The sequence below is a fragment of the Diaphorobacter sp. genome, assembly GCF_050251835.1.
GTDB lineage: Bacteria > Pseudomonadota > Gammaproteobacteria > Burkholderiales > Burkholderiaceae_C > JBFXIE01.
This window is the reverse complement of the sequence record NZ_JBFWLZ010000027.1, coordinates 26,210-43,088: the sequence shown is the minus strand read 5'-3', so window position 1 is coordinate 43,088 and position 16,879 is coordinate 26,210. Positions and strand designations below refer to the sequence as shown.

At 66.7% G+C, this 16,879-nt stretch carries 16 protein-coding genes and 2 riboswitches; of the genes, 5 read left to right on the top strand and 11 right to left on the bottom strand.

What is annotated here, in order from left to right; genetic code table 11:
• Positions 1-9: 9 nt before the first annotated feature.
• The 3 genes from AB7E35_RS10435 (at position 10) to AB7E35_RS10425 (ending at position 1,878) form a co-directional block, all read left to right on the top strand.
• Positions 10-546: a hypothetical protein gene (locus AB7E35_RS10435; RefSeq protein ID WP_428163602.1), complete on the top strand. Its 537-nt coding sequence runs from the start codon at positions 10-12 to the stop codon at positions 544-546.
• A 46-nt stretch (positions 547-592) separates the two neighbouring features.
• Positions 593-1,345 (top strand): 2OG-Fe dioxygenase family protein, encoded by a 753-nt coding sequence (locus AB7E35_RS10430; protein ID WP_428167510.1) that lies wholly within the window; start codon positions 593-595, stop codon positions 1,343-1,345.
• Between the two features lie 92 nt (positions 1,346-1,437).
• Complete coding sequence (locus AB7E35_RS10425) at positions 1,438-1,878, top strand: universal stress protein (RefSeq protein ID WP_428163600.1); 441 nt, start codon at positions 1,438-1,440, stop codon at positions 1,876-1,878.
• A 101-nt stretch (positions 1,879-1,979) separates the two neighbouring features.
• On the opposite strand, the gene AB7E35_RS10420 is transcribed toward AB7E35_RS10425, so the two are convergent.
• The 9 genes from AB7E35_RS10420 to gcvT all read right to left on the bottom strand — a co-directional run bounded on the left by AB7E35_RS10420 (position 1,980) and on the right by gcvT (position 13,120).
• Positions 1,980-2,963: a Bug family tripartite tricarboxylate transporter substrate binding protein gene (locus AB7E35_RS10420; protein WP_428163599.1), complete on the bottom strand. Its 984-nt coding sequence runs from the start codon at positions 2,961-2,963 to the stop codon at positions 1,980-1,982.
• Between the two features lie 92 nt (positions 2,964-3,055).
• Complete coding sequence (gene bktB / locus AB7E35_RS10415) at positions 3,056-4,240, bottom strand: beta-ketothiolase BktB (protein WP_428163598.1); 1,185 nt, start codon at positions 4,238-4,240, stop codon at positions 3,056-3,058.
• Between the two features lie 106 nt (positions 4,241-4,346).
• On the bottom strand, positions 4,347-5,129 hold the full coding sequence (locus tag AB7E35_RS10410; RefSeq protein WP_428163597.1) for an SDR family NAD(P)-dependent oxidoreductase: 783 nt from the start codon (positions 5,127-5,129) through the stop codon (positions 4,347-4,349).
• A gap of 43 nt (positions 5,130-5,172) precedes the next feature.
• On the bottom strand, positions 5,173-5,868 hold the full coding sequence (locus AB7E35_RS10405; protein ID WP_428163596.1) for an RluA family pseudouridine synthase: 696 nt from the start codon (positions 5,866-5,868) through the stop codon (positions 5,173-5,175).
• A 1-nt stretch (position 5,869) separates the two neighbouring features.
• Positions 5,870-8,095, bottom strand: a complete 2,226-nt coding sequence (locus tag AB7E35_RS10400; protein ID WP_428167509.1) for a PAS domain-containing hybrid sensor histidine kinase/response regulator — start codon at positions 8,093-8,095, stop codon at positions 5,870-5,872.
• Between the two features lie 43 nt (positions 8,096-8,138).
• The gene (locus AB7E35_RS10395; RefSeq protein ID WP_428167508.1) at positions 8,139-8,537 is read right to left on the bottom strand and encodes an FKBP-type peptidyl-prolyl cis-trans isomerase; all 399 of its coding nucleotides are present in this window, start codon (positions 8,535-8,537) and stop codon (positions 8,139-8,141) included.
• A gap of 67 nt (positions 8,538-8,604) precedes the next feature.
• A complete protein-coding gene (gene gcvP / locus AB7E35_RS10390; protein ID WP_428167507.1) occupies positions 8,605-11,484 on the bottom strand; it encodes an aminomethyl-transferring glycine dehydrogenase in 2,880 nt (959 codons plus the stop codon).
• Between the two features lie 75 nt (positions 11,485-11,559).
• Positions 11,560-11,934, bottom strand: coding sequence for a glycine cleavage system protein GcvH (gene gcvH / locus AB7E35_RS10385; RefSeq protein WP_428163592.1), 375 nt, complete (start codon positions 11,932-11,934; stop codon positions 11,560-11,562).
• Positions 11,935-11,977: 43 nt separating this feature from the next.
• Positions 11,978-13,120: a glycine cleavage system aminomethyltransferase GcvT gene (gcvT, locus tag AB7E35_RS10380; protein ID WP_428163591.1), complete on the bottom strand. Its 1,143-nt coding sequence runs from the start codon at positions 13,118-13,120 to the stop codon at positions 11,978-11,980.
• Positions 13,121-13,178: 58 nt separating this feature from the next.
• Positions 13,179-13,301, bottom strand: a riboswitch (glycine riboswitch).
• Between the two features lie 16 nt (positions 13,302-13,317).
• Positions 13,318-13,409, bottom strand: a riboswitch (glycine riboswitch).
• A 264-nt stretch (positions 13,410-13,673) separates the two neighbouring features.
• Between gcvT and AB7E35_RS10375 the strand changes: the two genes are divergently transcribed.
• A complete protein-coding gene (locus AB7E35_RS10375; RefSeq protein ID WP_374608061.1) occupies positions 13,674-14,129 on the top strand; it encodes an Lrp/AsnC family transcriptional regulator in 456 nt (151 codons plus the stop codon).
• A gap of 118 nt (positions 14,130-14,247) precedes the next feature.
• Here AB7E35_RS10375 and AB7E35_RS10370 read toward each other — a convergent pair whose 3' ends face one another.
• Positions 14,248-15,036 carry an SDR family NAD(P)-dependent oxidoreductase gene (locus AB7E35_RS10370; RefSeq protein WP_428167511.1) on the bottom strand — a complete coding sequence of 263 codons (789 nt, stop codon included), beginning with the start codon at positions 15,034-15,036 and terminating at the stop codon, positions 14,248-14,250.
• A gap of 114 nt (positions 15,037-15,150) precedes the next feature.
• Between AB7E35_RS10370 and AB7E35_RS10365 the strand changes: the two genes are divergently transcribed.
• Positions 15,151-16,038 carry a LysR family transcriptional regulator gene (locus tag AB7E35_RS10365; protein ID WP_428167506.1) on the top strand — a complete coding sequence of 296 codons (888 nt, stop codon included), beginning with the start codon at positions 15,151-15,153 and terminating at the stop codon, positions 16,036-16,038.
• 38 nt (positions 16,039-16,076) lie between these two features.
• Here the strand turns inward: AB7E35_RS10365 and AB7E35_RS10360 are convergent, their stop codons facing one another.
• The gene (locus tag AB7E35_RS10360) at positions 16,077-16,871 is read right to left on the bottom strand and encodes an ABC transporter ATP-binding protein (RefSeq protein WP_428167505.1); all 795 of its coding nucleotides are present in this window, start codon (positions 16,869-16,871) and stop codon (positions 16,077-16,079) included.
• Positions 16,872-16,879: the final 8 nt, after the last annotated feature.

Sequence of the window (16,879 nt, the reverse complement as noted above, 5' to 3'; positions counted from 1 at the left end):
CAAGCAACGATGAAACCTCAATATCTTTTCAAGTTCTGGATTCTTGGCGGCGGGCGCCGTCTGCTCGCCAGCCTGGGCCTGGGCCTGGCGCTGGTCGCGGGCATGGCACCCGTGCAGGCGCAGGTCAGTGCCACCGTGAGCGGACAAATCGCCCCCGGTGTGTATGGCAGGGTGGATATCGGCAATGGTCCGCCGCCAGCGCTGTGGTATGCGCAGCCGATGGTGATCTCGCCTCAGCCGCTGTATGTGCAACGCGCGCCCATCTACATGTATGTGCCACCGGGGCATGCCAAAAACTGGGCCAAGCACTGCGCACGATACGCGGCGTGCGGCCAGCCGGTGTATTTTGTGAAGGAGCCGCCGCGGCGCGTTGACTACCGCCGCGGCGATCGTGACGGCTATGACCGGCATTACCGCGACGACCGGCGTGGCGAATGGCGCGACCACCATCGTGACGATGACCGGGGCGGGCGTGGCAACGGACGTGGCAATGGACGAGGGGAGAGCCGCGGCCACGACCGGGGGCATGGTCGATCAGATCGGTGACTGATTTGCGCGGGCAGCGCCGTCGCCAGGCGTTAAGCTCGGGCGTATGGCGCATGTCACTTTTTCTCCGCCCTACACCCCGGCGTCGCAGCTTGCGCAGCAATTGCGCGAACGTGGTTACGCGGTTTTGCAGCCCTCTGATACGGCCGCCTGGATGGGCTGCAAGCTTGCCGATCTGCACGCCCTGGAGCCCGACTGGGCCGATCTGCCCTCCGATGATTTTTTGAAAGACGGCGGACGCTACCGCCGCAGGCGGCATTCCTGTTTTACCGTGGACGCCGGTGCGGTGACCCAGGCCCCGCACCGCGCCCATTGGCAGCCTGTGGAATACAACGCCCTGCACGGCGGCATGCTGCGCTGGTTTGCGCCCATGCGTGACGCCACCGTGGCACTGCCCGTGTGGCAGCAACTGCTGCGGGCCGTGGCGGATTTGGCGCAAGAGGCACTGGCGGCGCAGACCTGTCGCTGGTTCATCGAAGCGCACCAGTTTCGCATTGACACCGAAGGCGGCATAGGGCGCCCCACGCCCGAGGGCGCGCACCGCGACGGAGTGGATCTGGTAGCCGTCTTTCTAGTGGGACGCCAGGCCGTCAAAGGCGGCGAAACCCGCATCTTCGAGGCCCGGGGGCCTAATGGACAGCGCTTCACGCTTCACGAGCCGTGGTCATGCCTGCTGCTGGATGATGCCCGCATGATCCACGAGACCACCCCCATACAGCCTGATGGCCAGGGCGGCTGGCGCGACACCCTGGTGATTACCTGCCGCCGCGGCTGCTTTCTGGGTGATGAGTCCAAATAATCCCGCCGTTCTTTTTTTGTAGCGCCCGGTGGTGCGACACTTGGTTGTGCAACAAGGCCGACGGCCTTTCACCTATTGATCAGGAGGTTTTTATGTTCCAGCACATTCTTGTTCCCGTGGATGGATCGGAGACATCCATGAAGGCCGTTGCCAAGGCTGCGGCCTTGGCTCAATCGTTTGGCAGCACTGTCACGGTGCTGTGCGTGATCGACCCCTATCCGTTCACGGGCGTGGGCGCTGATTTTGCGTACGGGCAGGCCCAGTACCTGAGCGCCGCCACGGCAGAGGCCAACGCGGCGCTGGATGCAGCAAAGTCCGCCATCAGCCAGGCTGGTGTGACCACGGTGAACACCATGCTGGGCGAGGGCCATGCCATTCACGACGGCATTCAGCGCGCCGTCGAAAGCACGGGGGCCGACCTGGTCGTCATGGGCTCGCATGGCCGTCGCGGTTTGGAAAAACTGGTGCTGGGCAGCGTCACCCAGCGTTTGCTGGGAGTCACGCACGTGCCGGTGCTGGTGGTGCGCGACTGAGCGATTGCGCGGGCGGCTCTGTGCTCTGACCAGCGTCCGCCCCACGAACAACGGCTCCCGCGGGAGCCGTTGTTGTTTGGCAAGGCGGACTGCGCCTGGGGTCACTCGATCTTGGCGCCCGATGCTTCCACAATGCCCTTCCACTGCGCGTATTCGGTCTGCAGCAGGGCGGAGAACTGCGCGGGAGTCATGGCCAGTGGCTCTGCGCCCTGGGCGTGGATGGCGGACTTCATCTCTGCCGTTGCCAGCAGTTTGTTGATCTCGGTATTCAGGGTTTTGACCACGGCATCGGGCGTGCCTGCGGGCGCCAGCACACCGTACCAGGTGCTCACGTCAAACCCCTTGAAGCCGTTTTCCGCGACCGTTGTGACGTCGGGCAGCGATGAACTGCGTTTGGCAGACGTGACTGCCAGCGGGCGCAGCTTGCCGGATTTGATCTGCCCCATGGCCGATGGCAGGGACGACACCAGCAGGTCCACATTGCCCGCCAGCGCGTCCATGAGCGCCGGGTTGGAGCCCTTGTAGGGCACATGGCTGAGCTTGATGCCGGCGGCCTTCTCGAACAGGTCGGCGGCCAGGTGGATGGAGGTGCCGTTGCCCGGCGAGCCATAGGTGATGGTGCCGGGCGCGGCCCTGGCGGCGGCCACCACGTCGTCCAGCGACTTGAAGCGCGAGTTGGCGCTGGTGGCGATCAGCACGGGCGTGTAAGCCACATGGGCCACGGCCACCAGGTCTTTGGTGGGGTTCCAGGGCAGGTTCTTGTAGAGCCAGGGGCCGATGACCAGATTGTCTTTCTGGCCCATGACGATGTCATAGCCCGTGGGCGCGGCCTTCACGGCCTCGGTGATGCCGATGGTGCCGCCGGCGCCGGGCTTGTTGTCGGCCACCACGGTCCATTGCCGGGCTTCGGTGAGCTTGTTGGCCACCAGGCGCGCCAGGATGTCGGTGCCGCCGCCGGGCGGGAAGGGCACGATCATGCGGATGGACTTGCTGGGGTAGTTGGCCGCGTTGCCTTGGGCCAGCACGGGGGCGGCGCACAGCGCGCAGGCAAGGGCGGTCAACGAAAGAAGGTGTCGGCGAAGCATGGTGGAGGTCATTCAGAAAAAAACCGGGACTGCGAAGCAGCCCAACTGCCGCGGCACCTGCGCCTAGGGCGAGGGTGCCGCAGCGTTGCAAGTTACATGCGCTCAAAAATTGCGGCAATGCCCTGACCGCCGCCGATGCACATGGTCACCAGCGCATAGCGGCCTTGAATGCGCTGCAGCTCGTGCAGCGCCTTGACGGTGATGACGGCGCCCGTGGCGCCAATCGGGTGGCCCAGCGAAATGCCCGAGCCATTGGGGTTGACCTTGGCCGGGTCCAGGCCCAGGTCACGCGAGACGGCGCAGGCCTGTGCGGCAAAGGCCTCGTTGGCCTCGATCACGTCCAGGTCGTTCACGGTCAGGCCGGCCTTCTTCAGGGCCAGCTGCGTGGCAGGCACGGGGCCGATGCCCATGTACTTCGGATCCACGCCCGCATGGGCGTAGGCCACCAGGCGCGCCAGGGGTTTGGCACCGCGGGCCTGGGCGGTCTGGGCATCCATCAGAACCACGGCGGCCGCGGCGTCGTTGATGCCCGAGGCGTTGCCCGCCGTGACCGTGCCGTTGTCCTTGACAAACACCGGCTTGAGCTTGGCCAGGTCTTCCAGCGAGCAGCCTGCGCGGAAGTGCTCGTCGGTGACGTACTGCACGTCGCCTTTTTTGCTCTTGAGGGTGACCGGCACGATCTGGTCCTTGAAGTAGCCCGCTGCCGTGGCGCGTTCGGCGCGGTTGTGGCTTTCAACGGCCAGCTTGTCCTGGTCCTCGCGCGTGATGCCCCACTTGGCGGCGATGTTCTCGGCCGTCACGCCCATGTGGATGGTGTGGAAGGGGTCGTGCAGGGCGCCGACCATCATGTCGATCATCTTGAAATCGCCCATGCGTGCGCCCCAGCGGCTGGCGAGGCTGGCGTAGGGGGCGCGGCTCATGTTCTCGGCGCCAGCGCCGATGGCGATGTCGGCATCGCCCAGCTGGATGGTCTGCGCGGCCGACACGATGGCCTGCAGGCCCGAGCCGCACAGGCGGTTGACGTTGAACGCGGGCGTGCCTTCGGCGCAGCCGCCGTTGATGGCCGCCACGCGCGACAGGTACATGTCTTTGGGCTCGGTGTTGACTACATGGCCGAACACGACGTGGCCCACGTCTTTGCCTTCGACGCTGGCACGGGCGAGCGACTCGCGCACCACGGTGGCGCCCAGTTCGGTGGGCGGCACATCCTTCAGGCTGCCGCCAAAGGTGCCAATGGCGGTACGCACGGCGCTCACTACAACGACTTCACGGGACATGGGTTTTCTCCTGCTGTGGTTGATTGATCGTCAAATATGGCTCTAGCCTTTTTGAAATAAGCGCTAAAAGCTATAAAAATAATAGTAATTGCGCACAAGTGGCGCGTTAGGCATCGCGCACATCGGCCACGGGGTTGGTGCCAAAGTCTGCGCGTTGCAACCATGCCAGCACGCGGGTGGCCGCGGCGGCAGGCGAGGTGAGCATGCCGCCAGTCTTGAGCGCGGCAAAGTTCTGCACATCCGGAAAGTCGGCAGGGTTGGCGCCGCGCAACTGGACTTGCATGTCGGTGTCGATCACACCGGGAGCCAGCGAGCATACCTTGGCGCCGTGGGGTTTGGCGGCCTCGTCCAGCGCCACGCAACGGGTGAAGTGGTCCATGCCGGCCTTGGCCGCGCAGTAGCCAGCCTGCGAAGCCAGGGCGCGCCGGCCCAATCCCGAAGAAATGTTGAGCACTTTGCGTGCCACCGGGCGGACGGATGTGCTCCAGCCTTCGGTGGCGCCCAGAAAGGCGGCCGTCAGCAGCATGGGCGCCTCCAGCCCCACGCGCAGGGCGGTGGCCAGGTCGGCCATGTCCTCGGCGCGCGTGCAGGCAGACAGTGGCGCGATGCGTGGAATCACCCCGGCGTTGTTGATCAGCGTGGCGCTGGCGTAGCGGTCTGCGGGTTGCGTGCCCAGCCACGACTGCAGTTGCTGCGCTGCCTGGGCCGCATGGGACAAATCCACCGTCCATTGCTCCAGTACCGCCCCGGCGGGGGATGCTGTGGCCAGCGCGGGCTGCTCATGGCGCGCCATGCAGATCAGGGTGTTGCCGGGCTGAAGCAACTGCCGGGCCATGGCCAGGCCCATGCCGCGTGATGCGCCGGTGAGGATGAAGAGGTGCTGCGTCATGCGCGCGATGGTAACGGCCAGCGGCCCGTGCCGATTCACCCGCTTAAAACGGCGGCTCGCAGGTGTGGGCGCACCAGCGGCCATGCAGCGGATGCGCAAACCCCAGTGCGCTGGCATGCAGCAGCAGGCGCGGCGCGCGCGCCTGGGTGGCGGCGTCGGCATAGAGCATGTCGCCCAGTATGGGGTGGCCCAGCGCTGCCAGGTGCACGCGCAATTGGTGGGTGCGGCCGGTGACGGGTTCCAGCTCCAGGCGCGTGGTGCTGCGCGCGCGGTCGTGCGCCAGCACGCGCCAGCGCGTGAGGCTGGGTTTGCCATCGGCGTGCACTACGCGCAGCGGGCGGCGCTCCCAGTCGGCGGCAATGGGCAGATCGATTTCGCCCCAGGCACCGTCGGCGCTGCCATGGCCGTCCGCGCCGCCGGGCGGTTGCAGCAGGCCAGCCACCACGGCCTGGTAGCGCTTGCGCACCTGTCGCTGCGAAAACGCGTGGCTGAGTGCGCGCTGCGCCGGCATGCCCCGGGCCATCAGCACCAGGCCCGAGGTGGGCTGGTCCAGCCGGTGCACGATGAGCGCATCGGCCCAGATTGCCTGTGCGCGTGCGCTCAGCGCATCTTGCTTGTCGGGGCCCCGACCAGGCACGCATAGCAGGCCCGCGGGCTTGTCCAGCACCAGCAACGTGTCGTCGGCGTACACGCAATCAACGGCGGCCACTGTCTGTGTCGGGGCCGTGGCTGCGGGCATGTCAGCCTTCATGTGCCAGGCGGTCAACGGTGGCGCACAGCTCCTCCACGTCGTTGGGCTTGTGGATCAGCGCGCGCGCGCCTTCGGCCAGCGCGGCCTGTTCGATCTCGGTGGTGATGTAGCCCGAAGCCAGCGCCACCGGCAAGTCGCGCCGAATGGCCAGGGCAGCGCGCACCAGGTCCAGGCCCGAATAGCCGGGCATGTTGTAGTCAGTCACCAGAAGGTCGTAGCGGCCGGGATCGGCGCGCAGCGCGTCGGTGGCCTGGTGCGGGTCGGTAAAGCCGCTGACCTGGTAGCCCCTGCGCCGCAGCAGGCGCTGCACCAGAAACACCAGCGCCTCGTCGTCATCGACATACATCACGTGCCGCTGGCGGCCACCCGCTGGCGTGACGGCTGCCGCAGGAGCGCCCGCAGTGGGCACCGCAGCAGCCTTGTGTTCTGCCCTGGTCTCGGCGGCGTGCTGCGTCCTGTGTGTGGCGGGCATGGCTGCCGCCTGGGGCGCGGCAGGAAAGTACAGCGTGAACTCGCTGCCGTGCCCTGGGTGGCTGCGCACGTCGATACCGCCGCCGTGCGTGCGCATCACGCCGTGCACCACCGCCAGCCCCAGGCCCGTGCCCTGGCCCACGGGCTTGGTGGTGAAAAATGGCTCGAAGATGCGCGGCAGCGTGGCCTCGTCCATGCCGGGGCCGTTGTCGCTCACGCGCAGGGCCGCGTAGTCGCCCGCCGCCAGGCCCAGGCGTTCACGCAGATGCTGGTCGGGCTGCACCAGCCGGGCTTCCACGCGGATCTGGCCGCGCCTCTCGCCAATGGCGTGCACCGCGTTGGTACACAGGTTCAGCAGCGCCTGCTCTACCTGGGTGGCATTGGCCAGCACTGGCGGCAGGCCGGGGGGCAGCTGCACCGACAGGTCGATCTCTGGCGGCAGCGTGACGCGCAGCAGGCGCTCGGTGTCGTGCACCACCTCGGCCAGTGCCACCGCAGCGCGGTTGGGCGCTTCGTTGCGGCTGAAGGTCAGGATCTGGCGCACCAGATCGCGTGCGCGGCGCCCGGCCTTGTCGATCTCCACCAGGCTTTCGTGCACCAGCGAGCCGGGCGGACAGTCGGCCTTGGCCAGCTCCACATTGCCCAGGATGGCGTGCAGGATGTTGTTGAAGTCGTGCGCGATGCCGCCAGCCATCGTGCCCACGGCCTGCATCTTGTGCGACTCGCGCAGTTGCCCCTCCAGCACGCTGCGGCGCGCTTCCTCGCGCTTGCGGGCGGTCAGGTCGCGGGCAAAAACGGTGGTGGTCTCGCCCTCGGCATGGCGTTCAAAAGACACGCTGATTTCCACCGCCAGCTCGCGCCCGGAGGCGGTGCACGCCGTCATCTCGCCCAGCGCGGCCTGGGTGGTCAGCTGCGCAAAGGCCATGACCTGCTGCGCATTGGGCAAAAAGCGGCTCAGGGGGCTGCCCAGCGCATCGCTGGCGGCGCACTGGAACAGCATGGCCGCCGTGGGGTTGAAGACGGTGATGCGCTCGTGCTGATCCACGCAGATGATGGCGTCCAGCGACGAGTTGATCACCGCCTCCAGCCGCAGCTCGCTGGCGTGCAGCTGCGCGTTGCGCTCTTGCAGCTCTTGCGCGCTGCGCTGCAGGGCCTGGCGCTCGGCCAGCAGCGGGCCCTGGTCGATCACCGCGCACAAAAACTGCGTGGCTGGCGCCGCGCCATCGGTGTGCGACTCGATGCGCGCGATGTGCAGATCGCCGGTGATATAGCGCTGCGCATCAATGGAAAACACCACCTCGGTGGCCTCGGCCGTGCCTTGCTGCAGCGCGGCGGCGAAGGCGGCGCGCACGCGATCCACATGGGCGGGGCTGATGAAGGGCGTCAAAGAGGTCAGCGGCCGGTCGCTCTCGTGGGGCTGAAAAGAGCGGTGCGCCATGGAGTTGGCCTGCACCACCATGTCGTGCTCGTCCACCACCATCAGTGACAGCGGCACGTTGGAAAACAGCGCCTCAAAGCGCTCCGACGCGCTCTCCGCCGCCGCCTGGCTGTAGCGCAGCACCTTGTTTTGCGCCTCCAGCTCGGCCTGGGATGCACGCAGCTCGGCGATCAGCGCGGCCACATCGCCGCTGGCGCGCGCGGCGCTGCGGCGCTCGGGCTGCTCTGCAGCGGGCAAAGGGGGCTGGGGCGCGCCCGGCGCGGACGCCTCGCTGCGCAGCAGAAAAGACAGGTCGGGGTGGCTCATGGCAGCGGGCTGCGGCGGGGGCGGTGCGGAAAGCGGGGCCGCGCTAGCGCACCGACAGCAGCTCGACCTCGAAGTTCAACGTGGCGTTGGGCGGGATCACGCCCCCCGCACCGCGCGCGCCATAGGCTATCGCGGGTGGGCACGTCAGCCTGGCCTTGCCGCCGGGCTTCATGCGCTGCACGCCCTCGGTCCAGCAGGGGATCACGCGGTTGAGCGGAAACTCGGTGGGTTCGCCGCGCTTGTAGGAGCTGTCGAACTCCTTGCCATCCAGAAAAGTGCCGCGGTAATGCACCTTGACAGTGTCGGTGGCCTTGGGAGAGGCGCCGCTGCCTTCCTTGAGCGATTCATAGACCAGGCCGCTGGCGGTGGTCACGGCAGCGGTCTGGGCAAGCGCGGCGGGAGCGAGGACGAGCGAGGCGAGCAGGGAGAAAAGCAGACGCATGGTAGGCACGCAAAAACAACAAAGGCCCGATGGTAGGGCCTTTGGGGTGCGGCGGGGGCGACAGCGATCAGGCGTAGTCGCTGACTGGAATGCAACTGCAAAACAGGTTGCGGTCGCCATAGACGTTGTCCACGCGGCCCACGGGGCTCCAGTATTTGTTCTGGCGCAAAGCGGCCAGCGGGTAGGCTGCCACCTCACGTGGGTAGGGGCGGGTCCACTCGGCGCCAAGCAGGCATTCGGCCGTGTGTGGCGCGTTCTTCAGCGGGTTGTCGTCCTGTGGCCAGGTGCCGTTTTCGATCTGACGGATCTCGTTGCGGATGGCGATCATGGCGTCGATGAAGCGGTCGATCTCGAACAGCGTCTCGCTCTCGGTAGGCTCGACCATCAGCGTGTTGGGCACGGGGAAGGACAGCGTGGGCGCGTGAAAGCCGTAGTCGATCAGTCGCTTGGCCACGTCTTCGGCCATCACGCCGCTGGTGTCCTTCAACTGGCGCAGGTCCAGAATGCATTCGTGCGCCACATGACCGTTGGCGCTGGCGTACAGCGTGGGGTAGTGGTCTTTCAGGCGGGTGCTGATGTAGTTGGCGCTCAGGATGGCGGTTTCGGTCGCTGCCTTCAGGCCCTCGGCGCCCATCATGCGGATGTACATCCAGCTGATCGGCAGCACGGCGGCGTTGCCCAGCGGCGCGGCGCTGACGGCGCCCACGCCGCCGCTCACGCCTGCGGCGGCATGGCCGGGCAGATAGGGCACCAGGTCTTGCACCACGCAGACCGGACCCACGCCGGGGCCGCCGCCGCCGTGCGGGATGCAGAAGGTCTTGTGCAGGTTCAGGTGGCTGACGTCGCCGCCAAACTCGCCGGGGGCGGCCACGCCGACCAGGGCGTTCATATTGGCTCCGTCCACATAGACGCGGCCGCCATGCTGGTGCACCAGCGCGCACAGCTCTTTGACCTGGGTCTCGAACACGCCGTGCGTGCTGGGGTAGGTGATCATCACGCAGGCCAGGTTGGCGCTGTGCTGCTCGCACTTGGCCTGCAGGTCGGCCATGTCCACGTTGCCGTTGGCATCGCACTGGGTCACCACCACCTGCATGCCCGCCATTTGCGCGCTGGCGGGGTTGGTGCCGTGCGCGCTGCTGGGGATCAGGCAGATGTTGCGCTGGCCCTGGCCTTGGGCCTGGTGGTAAGCCTTGATGGCCAGCAGGCCGGCGTATTCGCCCTGGCTGCCGGCGTTGGGCTGCAGGCTCACGCCCGCGTAGCCGGTGGCCTGGCACAGCCAGGCGCGCAGTTGCTCGTCCAGCAGGCGGTAGCCCTCCAGCTGGTCGGCAGGGGCGAAGGGGTGCACCTGCGCAAACTCGGGCCAGGTGATGGGAATCATCTCGCTGGTGGCATTGAGCTTCATGGTGCAGCTGCCCAGCGGGATCATGCTGCGGTCCAGCGCCAAATCTTTGTCGGACAGCTGGCGGATGTAGCGCAACATGCCCGTCTCGCTGTGGTGGGTGTTGAACACCGGGTGCGTCAGGAAGGGGCTGGTGCGCGCCAGGGCGTCGGGGAATAGTGCCGGTGCACCGGCGGCGTCCATGGCCTCAATGGTGGGCAGCGCCTGGCCGTCCTTCGCGAAGATCTTCCACAGCAGCTCGATGTCGGCGCGGGTGGTGGTTTCGTCCAGGCTGATGCCCAGGGTGTCGTCACCGACTTTTCGCAGGTTGGCGCCCATCTGGACTGCGCGGGCGGCGATGGCGTCCGTCGCGCCCTGGGTGCGCAGGCTGATGGTGTCGAAGGCCGTGCCCTGTGCCTGGCTGGCAAAGCCCAGCTGCGCCAGGCCGCGGGCCAGGATGGCGGCGTAGCGCGCCACGCGGCGGGCGATGCGTGTCAGGCCCTCGGGGCCGTGATAGACCGCGTACATGCTGGCAATCACGGCGGGCAGCACCTGCGCGGTGCAGATGTTGCTGGTGGCTTTTTCGCGGCGGATGTGCTGCTCGCGCGTTTGCAGCGCCAGGCGATAGGCGGGTTTGCCGTGCGCGTCCACGCTCACGCCCACCAGGCGGCCGGGCAGGCTGCGCTTGAACTCGTCGCGGCAGGCCATGAAGGCGGCGTGCGGGCCGCCCGCGCCCATGGGCATGCCAAAGCGCTGGGTGGAGCCGACGACGATGTCGGCACCCCATTCGCCGGGGGGCGTCAGCAGCGTCAGGGCCAGCAGGTCGGTGGCGAAGATGGCGGCGGCCTGCTTGGCGTGGATGGCGTCCACGTCGGCCTGCCAGTTTTGCACCCAGCCGCTGGTGGCGGGGTACTGGATGAGGGCGGCGAAGAAGTCGCCAGCCAGCGCGTCCTTCCATTCCTGCTCGGAGCGCGCCACCACCACGGTGATGCCGATGGGCGCGGCGCGGGTGGCAATGACCTCGATGGTCTGCGGATGCGTGTCGCCCGACACCACGAAGACATTGCTCCTGGACTTGACCGAGCGCTTGGCCAGCGTCATGGCTTCGGCGGCGGCGGTGGCCTCGTCAAGCATGGAGGCGTTGGCGATCGGCATGGCCGTCAGGTCGCACACCATGGTCTGGAAGTTGACCAGCGCCTCCATGCGGCCCTGCGAAATCTCGGCCTGGTAGGGCGTGTAGGCGGTGTACCAGGCGGGGTTTTCCAGCACGTTGCGCAGGATGACGCCCGGAATGTGCGTGCCGTAGTAGCCCTGGCCGATGAAGCTCTTGAGGATGCGGTTCTTCGATGCCAGCGCTTTCAGCTCTGCCAGCGCCGCAGCTTCGGTGGCGGGGGCGGGCAGATCCATGGACTGCTGGCGCGCGATGGAGCGCGGCACGATGGAGTCGATCAGCGCGCTGCGCGAGGCCTCGCCAATCACCGACAGCATGTGCGCCTCGTCGGCCGCATCAATGCCGATGTGGCGGGGCAGGAATTCGGTGGCGTTCTCCAGGGCTTCAAGGGTGGGCATGGTTTTAATGAATAAAAACAGCCTCTGGCGCTTGTCAATCAAGCGCCAGCTGCTATCAATTAAGGACTATCGAACTTAAGAATTTGCCGCGAAATCTTGGTAGGCGGTTTCGTCCAGCAAGGCGTCCAGCTGGCTGGCGTCGGCCAGCTTGACCTTGAAGAACCAGCCTGCGCCCAGTGGGTCGCTGTTGGCCAGCGAGGGGTCGGCGCGCAGGGCTTCGTTGACTTCGACGATCTCGCCGGCCACGGGCATGTACACATCGGCGGCGGCTTTCACGGATTCGACCACGCCTGCTACTTCGCCCTGGGCGAAGAGGCCGCCCACTTCGGGCAGATCCACGAAGACCACGTCGCCCAGCGCATCCTGGGCATGCACGGTAATGCCCACCACGGCGGCGTTGACATCGGCGGCGTTGATCCACTCGTGGTCTTTGGAGAATTTGATCGTCATGGGAAAGGCTCCTGGATGGAAAAGAGAAGGTAGAGACGCGGATTTAGCCACGGAAGTAGCGCGCGGGTGTGAAGGGCGTGGCGCACACCTGCATGGGCACGGCCTTGCCGCGCACGATGGCGTTGACCCGCGTGCCAACGGCAGAAAAGGCGGGCGGCACATAGCCCAGGGCAATGGGCGCGTTGACCGTGGGGCCGAGCAGGCCGCTGGTGACCTGGCCGATGGGCTCGCCCGATTCGCTGTGCAGCGCCGTGCCCTCGCGCACGGGCACGCGCTCCAGCGCCACCAGGCCCACGCGCTTGCGCGTGAGGCTGGCGGGGTTGTCGATCTGCGCCAGCACCGCGTCCGCGCCCGGAAAGCCCCCCGCGCGGGCGCCGCCGGTGCGGCGCACTTTCTGGATGGCCCAGTTCAGCCCGGCTTCGGCCGGAGTGGTGGTGGCGTCGATATCGTTGCCGTACAGGCACAGGCCGGCTTCCAGACGCAGCGAGTTGCGCGCGCCCAGGCCAATCGGCTTGACCTGCTGCTGCGCCAGCAGCGTGCGCGCCAGGGCTTCAGCGTGCGTTGCGGGCACTGAGATCTCAAAGCCGTCTTCGCCCGTGTAGCCGCTGCGCGTGACAAAGCAGGGCGCGCCGGCAATGTCGAAATGCCCGCCGGTCATGAACACCAGCTTGTCCACGCCCGGCGCCAGGCTCGCCAGCACGGCGGCGGCCTGCGGGCCTTGCAGCGCCAGCAGGGCCTGATCGGGCAGGGGGATGACCTGGCAGCGCTGGCCGATGCGCTCCTGGATGTGGGCGATGTCACCCGCCTTGCAGGCGCCGTTGACGATCACGAACAGCTCGTCCTGCGCCACGCGAAAGAACATCAGGTCGTCGATGATGCCGCCCGCGTCGTTCAGCAGCAGGCCGTAGCGCTGCTTGCCCACGGGCAGGTCGATCACGTCCACGGGCATCAGCGACTCGAACGCCGCGGCGGCATCGGGGCCGACCAGGCGCAGCTGCCCCATATGCGAGACATCAAACAAACCGGCCTGCGTGCGCGTGTGCTGGTGCTCTGCGATAAGGCCTGCCGGGTACTGCACGGGCATCGAGTAACCGGCAAAGGGCACCATGCGCGCGCCCAGTTCCAGGTGCAGGGCATTGAGCGGGGTGGTCAGAAGTGGCGCTTGGGCAGGGGCGGCAGTGGACACGGCGTTTCTCCAGGATGAATGGGAAACCGCAGCCGGCCTGATGGGGCACTGGCGGCGGGTGTGTCCTGCTGTCCGCTTTACCTGAGAGATTCACCCGGCCTGATACCCATTGCGGGGGGCGGGCTTGCTCCTTCGGTGGGCTGCCCGGGCGTGCGGGCGGCCTCTCTCCAGCAAGGAAACGCCCGCATCCCTGCGGGCGTGTCGTCAGTCCTTTTGCCTGAGCGTTCGGCTGCTGCCTGCGCCTTCGGCGGCCTTGCGCGGTGCGCTGCGGCTCTCTCCTGACGGGCCAGCATTCTACTGGCATTGCCCGCATGTCAAGGGCAGGGGGTGTGCAGGGTTTTCGTTTAAAAGTGCCGCGGTGGCCGGTTTTGCCAATCCCCAGCCCGGCGGTAACCGGGTGGGGGCTTGTCAATGTTATGCGCTCCGGTAAGAGCGCCTTGATGGGAAGAAGTATGCGCCACAGGGCACAGATGCTTTTGCTGTATTTCTGGCTTTTAGTCTTTTTTGCAGAAAAATATTCTGCAAAATTGGATTAATTTTGAATAATCAAACCATGGATCGCCTTGATAGAAAAATCCTCTCGGTTTTGCAGGCCAATGCTCGCGCCAGCTTGCAGGAAATCGGCGCTGCCGTCGGCCTGAGCCCCTCGCCGTGCTGGGGGCGCATCAAAAAGATGGAGGAGGCCGGCGTGATCGAGGGCTACACCGTGCGTTTGAATGCGCGGGCGCTTGATCTGCCGGATACGGTGCTGGTGATGGTCACGCTCGACAGCCATTCCGACAACACGCTGGAAAAGTTTGGCGAAACCCTGGCCAGCATTCCCGAGGTGATCGAGGCGCATCTGGTGTCGGGCGACTACGACTACCTGCTGCGCGTGGTGGTGAAAGACACGCGCGACTACGAGCGCCTGCTGCGCGAGAAGCTCTACAAGATCAAGGGCATCAGCCACAGCCGCTCCAGCTTTGTGCTGCGCACGCTGAAGAAAGCCGATTTGCCGCTGGGGGTGTAGTGCGGGCTTTTGAATGAAAAAAAGCCGCCAGCCCTTATCAATAAAGCGCCAGCAGCTATTTTTTTAGTAGTAAACCAGGCGCTGCGTTGTAGTCAGCAGCGCTGGTGTGCCATGTGCCTTACAGGCTATCCACGATGCCGCCTTCCACGCGCAACGCGGCGCCCGTGGTGGCCGACGAAAGGGGCGACGCCACGTAGGCCACCATGTTGGCCACTTCTTCCAGTTGCGCGGCCCGGCCGATGATGGACGAGGGGCGGTGCTGCTGGACGAAGGCCACGCCGGCTTCTTCCAGCGTCTGGCCGGGTGCCGCGGTGGCCATCAGCATGTGCGCGGCGCCTTCGGACAGGGTGGGGCCGGGCAGCACGCTGTTGACGGTGACGCCTGTGCCCCGCGCCGTCTTGGCCAGGCCGCGGGCCAGGCCCAGCATGGCGGTTTTGGTGGTGCCGTAATGCACCATGTCGCCCGGAATGTTGAGCGCCGATTCCGACGCAATGAACACCACCCGGCCCCAGTTGCGCTCCAGCATCTGCGGCATGTAGGCGCGCGACATGCGCACGCCGGACATGATGTTCACGTCCCAGTAGCGCTGCCACTCGTCGTCGCCAATCTCCAGGAACGGCGTGGTGCCGTAGATGCCCAGGTTGTTGATCAGGATGTCGCAGTGCGGCGCCTGGGCCGCCAGTTGGCGGCAGCCCTCGGCCGTGCCCAGGTCGGCTGCCACGCCCTGCACGCTGGCGCCTTGGGCATGCTGGCGTACGGCCTGCACCGCTTGCTCGACGGCCTCAGGCTTGCGGCCGTTGACGACCACCGCAGCACCGGCCTGCGCCAGCGACTTGGCGATGGCCAGCCCGATTCCGACAGTGGAGCCCGTGACGACAGCGGTTTTGCCGCGCAAATCGATATTCAGCATGAAAAGACCTTTCTGGGGGTGTGTGAAAACAATGCGCCCACTTTAAGGAGGTATCGATATTGAATCAATCAGCACATAATTCATTGAATAAAAACCAATGGTTTGTAATCAATGGACAAGCTCGGCAGCATGGCGGTGTTTGTGAAGGCGGTGGAGTGCGGCTCGTTTGCCGCCGCGGCCCAGGTGCTGGGCCTGTCGGCGCCGATGGTGGGCAAGCATGTGCGCCAGCTGGAGGCCGCTCTGGGCGTCATGCTGCTCAACCGCAGCACCCGCCGCCAGAGCCTGACCGAAGTAGGGCGCGCCTATTACGAGCGCTGCAAGATCGTGCTGGCCGAAGTTGCAGCGGCCGACAGCATCGCCCAGGAAAGCCGCCAGCTGGCACAGGGGCATTTGCGCATCAGCGCCTCCATCAACTACGGCACCTATTGCCTGGCCGCCGTGCTGCCCGGCTACCGGGCCAGGCACCCGCAGGTGACGCTGGGGCTGGAGCTGAGCGACAGCGTGGTGGATGTGATTGCGCAGGGGTATGACGCGGTCTTTCGCGTGGGCGCGCTGCCGGACTCGGGCCTGCGCGCGCGGGCGCTGGCGCCCTACCAGATGGTGGCTTGCGCGGCGCCCGCGTATCTGGCCGCGCAGGGCGAGCCCCGCACGCCGCAAGACTTGCAGCGGCACCAATGCCTGGGCTTCAGCCACTGGTCGCCCCGGGAGGAGTGGTACTTCGACGGCCCAGGCGGGCGCGAGCAGGTGCAGGTCAGCGGCGCGCTATCGGCCAATGTGGGTCAGGCGCTGCGCGTGGCGGCGCTGGGGGGCATGGGCATCATCTTGCAGCCGGTGCCGCTGGTGGCGGACGACCTGCGCGCAAGGCGCCTGGTGCCCGTGCTGCCGGGCTACGCGCCGCCATCGCTGCCGGTGCATCTGCTGACGGCGCCGGGTCGGCTGCGCACCCAGAAGCTGCAGAGCTTCGTCGATTATGTGGTGGAGGTCTTGGGCGGCGATTGACGGTGCCTGCTGCGCGCAGGGGCTGCCGCCCCCAGGCCTCAGCCCAGCAGCAGCGCGTCGTCGGCGAGCTTTTCGCCGCGCACTTTCTCGAACATCTGCAGCAGGTCGGGCACGTCCAGGCGGGCGCGCTCGTCGCCCGACACGTCCAGCACCACCTGGCCCTGGTGCAGCATCACGGTGCGCTGGCCCACGTCCAGCGCCTGGCGCATGCTGTGCGTGACCATCATGGTGGTCAGCTGGTTTTCGGACACGATGCGCGCCGTGAGCTGCAGCACAAAATCGGCCGTGCGCGGATCCAGCGCGGCGGTGTGCTCGTCCAGCAGCAAGATGCGCGAGGGCTGTAGCGCCGCCATCAGCAGACTGACCGCCTGGCGCTGGCCGCCCGACAGCAGTCCGATGCGATCCGTGAGCCGGTTTTCCAGTCCCAGGCCCAGTGTGGCCAGGCGGGCGCGGAACATGTCGCGTTCCCCGGCCTTGACCGCGCCGATCAGGCCGCGGCGCGTGCCGCGCTGCTGGGCCAGGGCCATGTTTTCTTCGATGGTGAGGTCTTCGCAGGTGCCGGCCATGGGGTCTTGGAACACGCGTGCCACGCGCTGGGCGCGCTCCCACACGGGCTGGCGCGTCACGTCCTGGCCGTCGATGGAGATGCGGCCGGTATCGACGGACAGGTCGCCCGAGATGGCATTGAGAAACGTGGACTTGCCCGCGCCGTTGGAGCCGATCACGGTGACGAACTGGCCTGCTGGAATGTCCAGCGACATGCCGCTCAGCGCGCGTGTCTCGATCGGCGTGCCCGGGTTGAAGGTGATGAAGAGGTCTTGTGCGCTCAGCATGGGGGTTT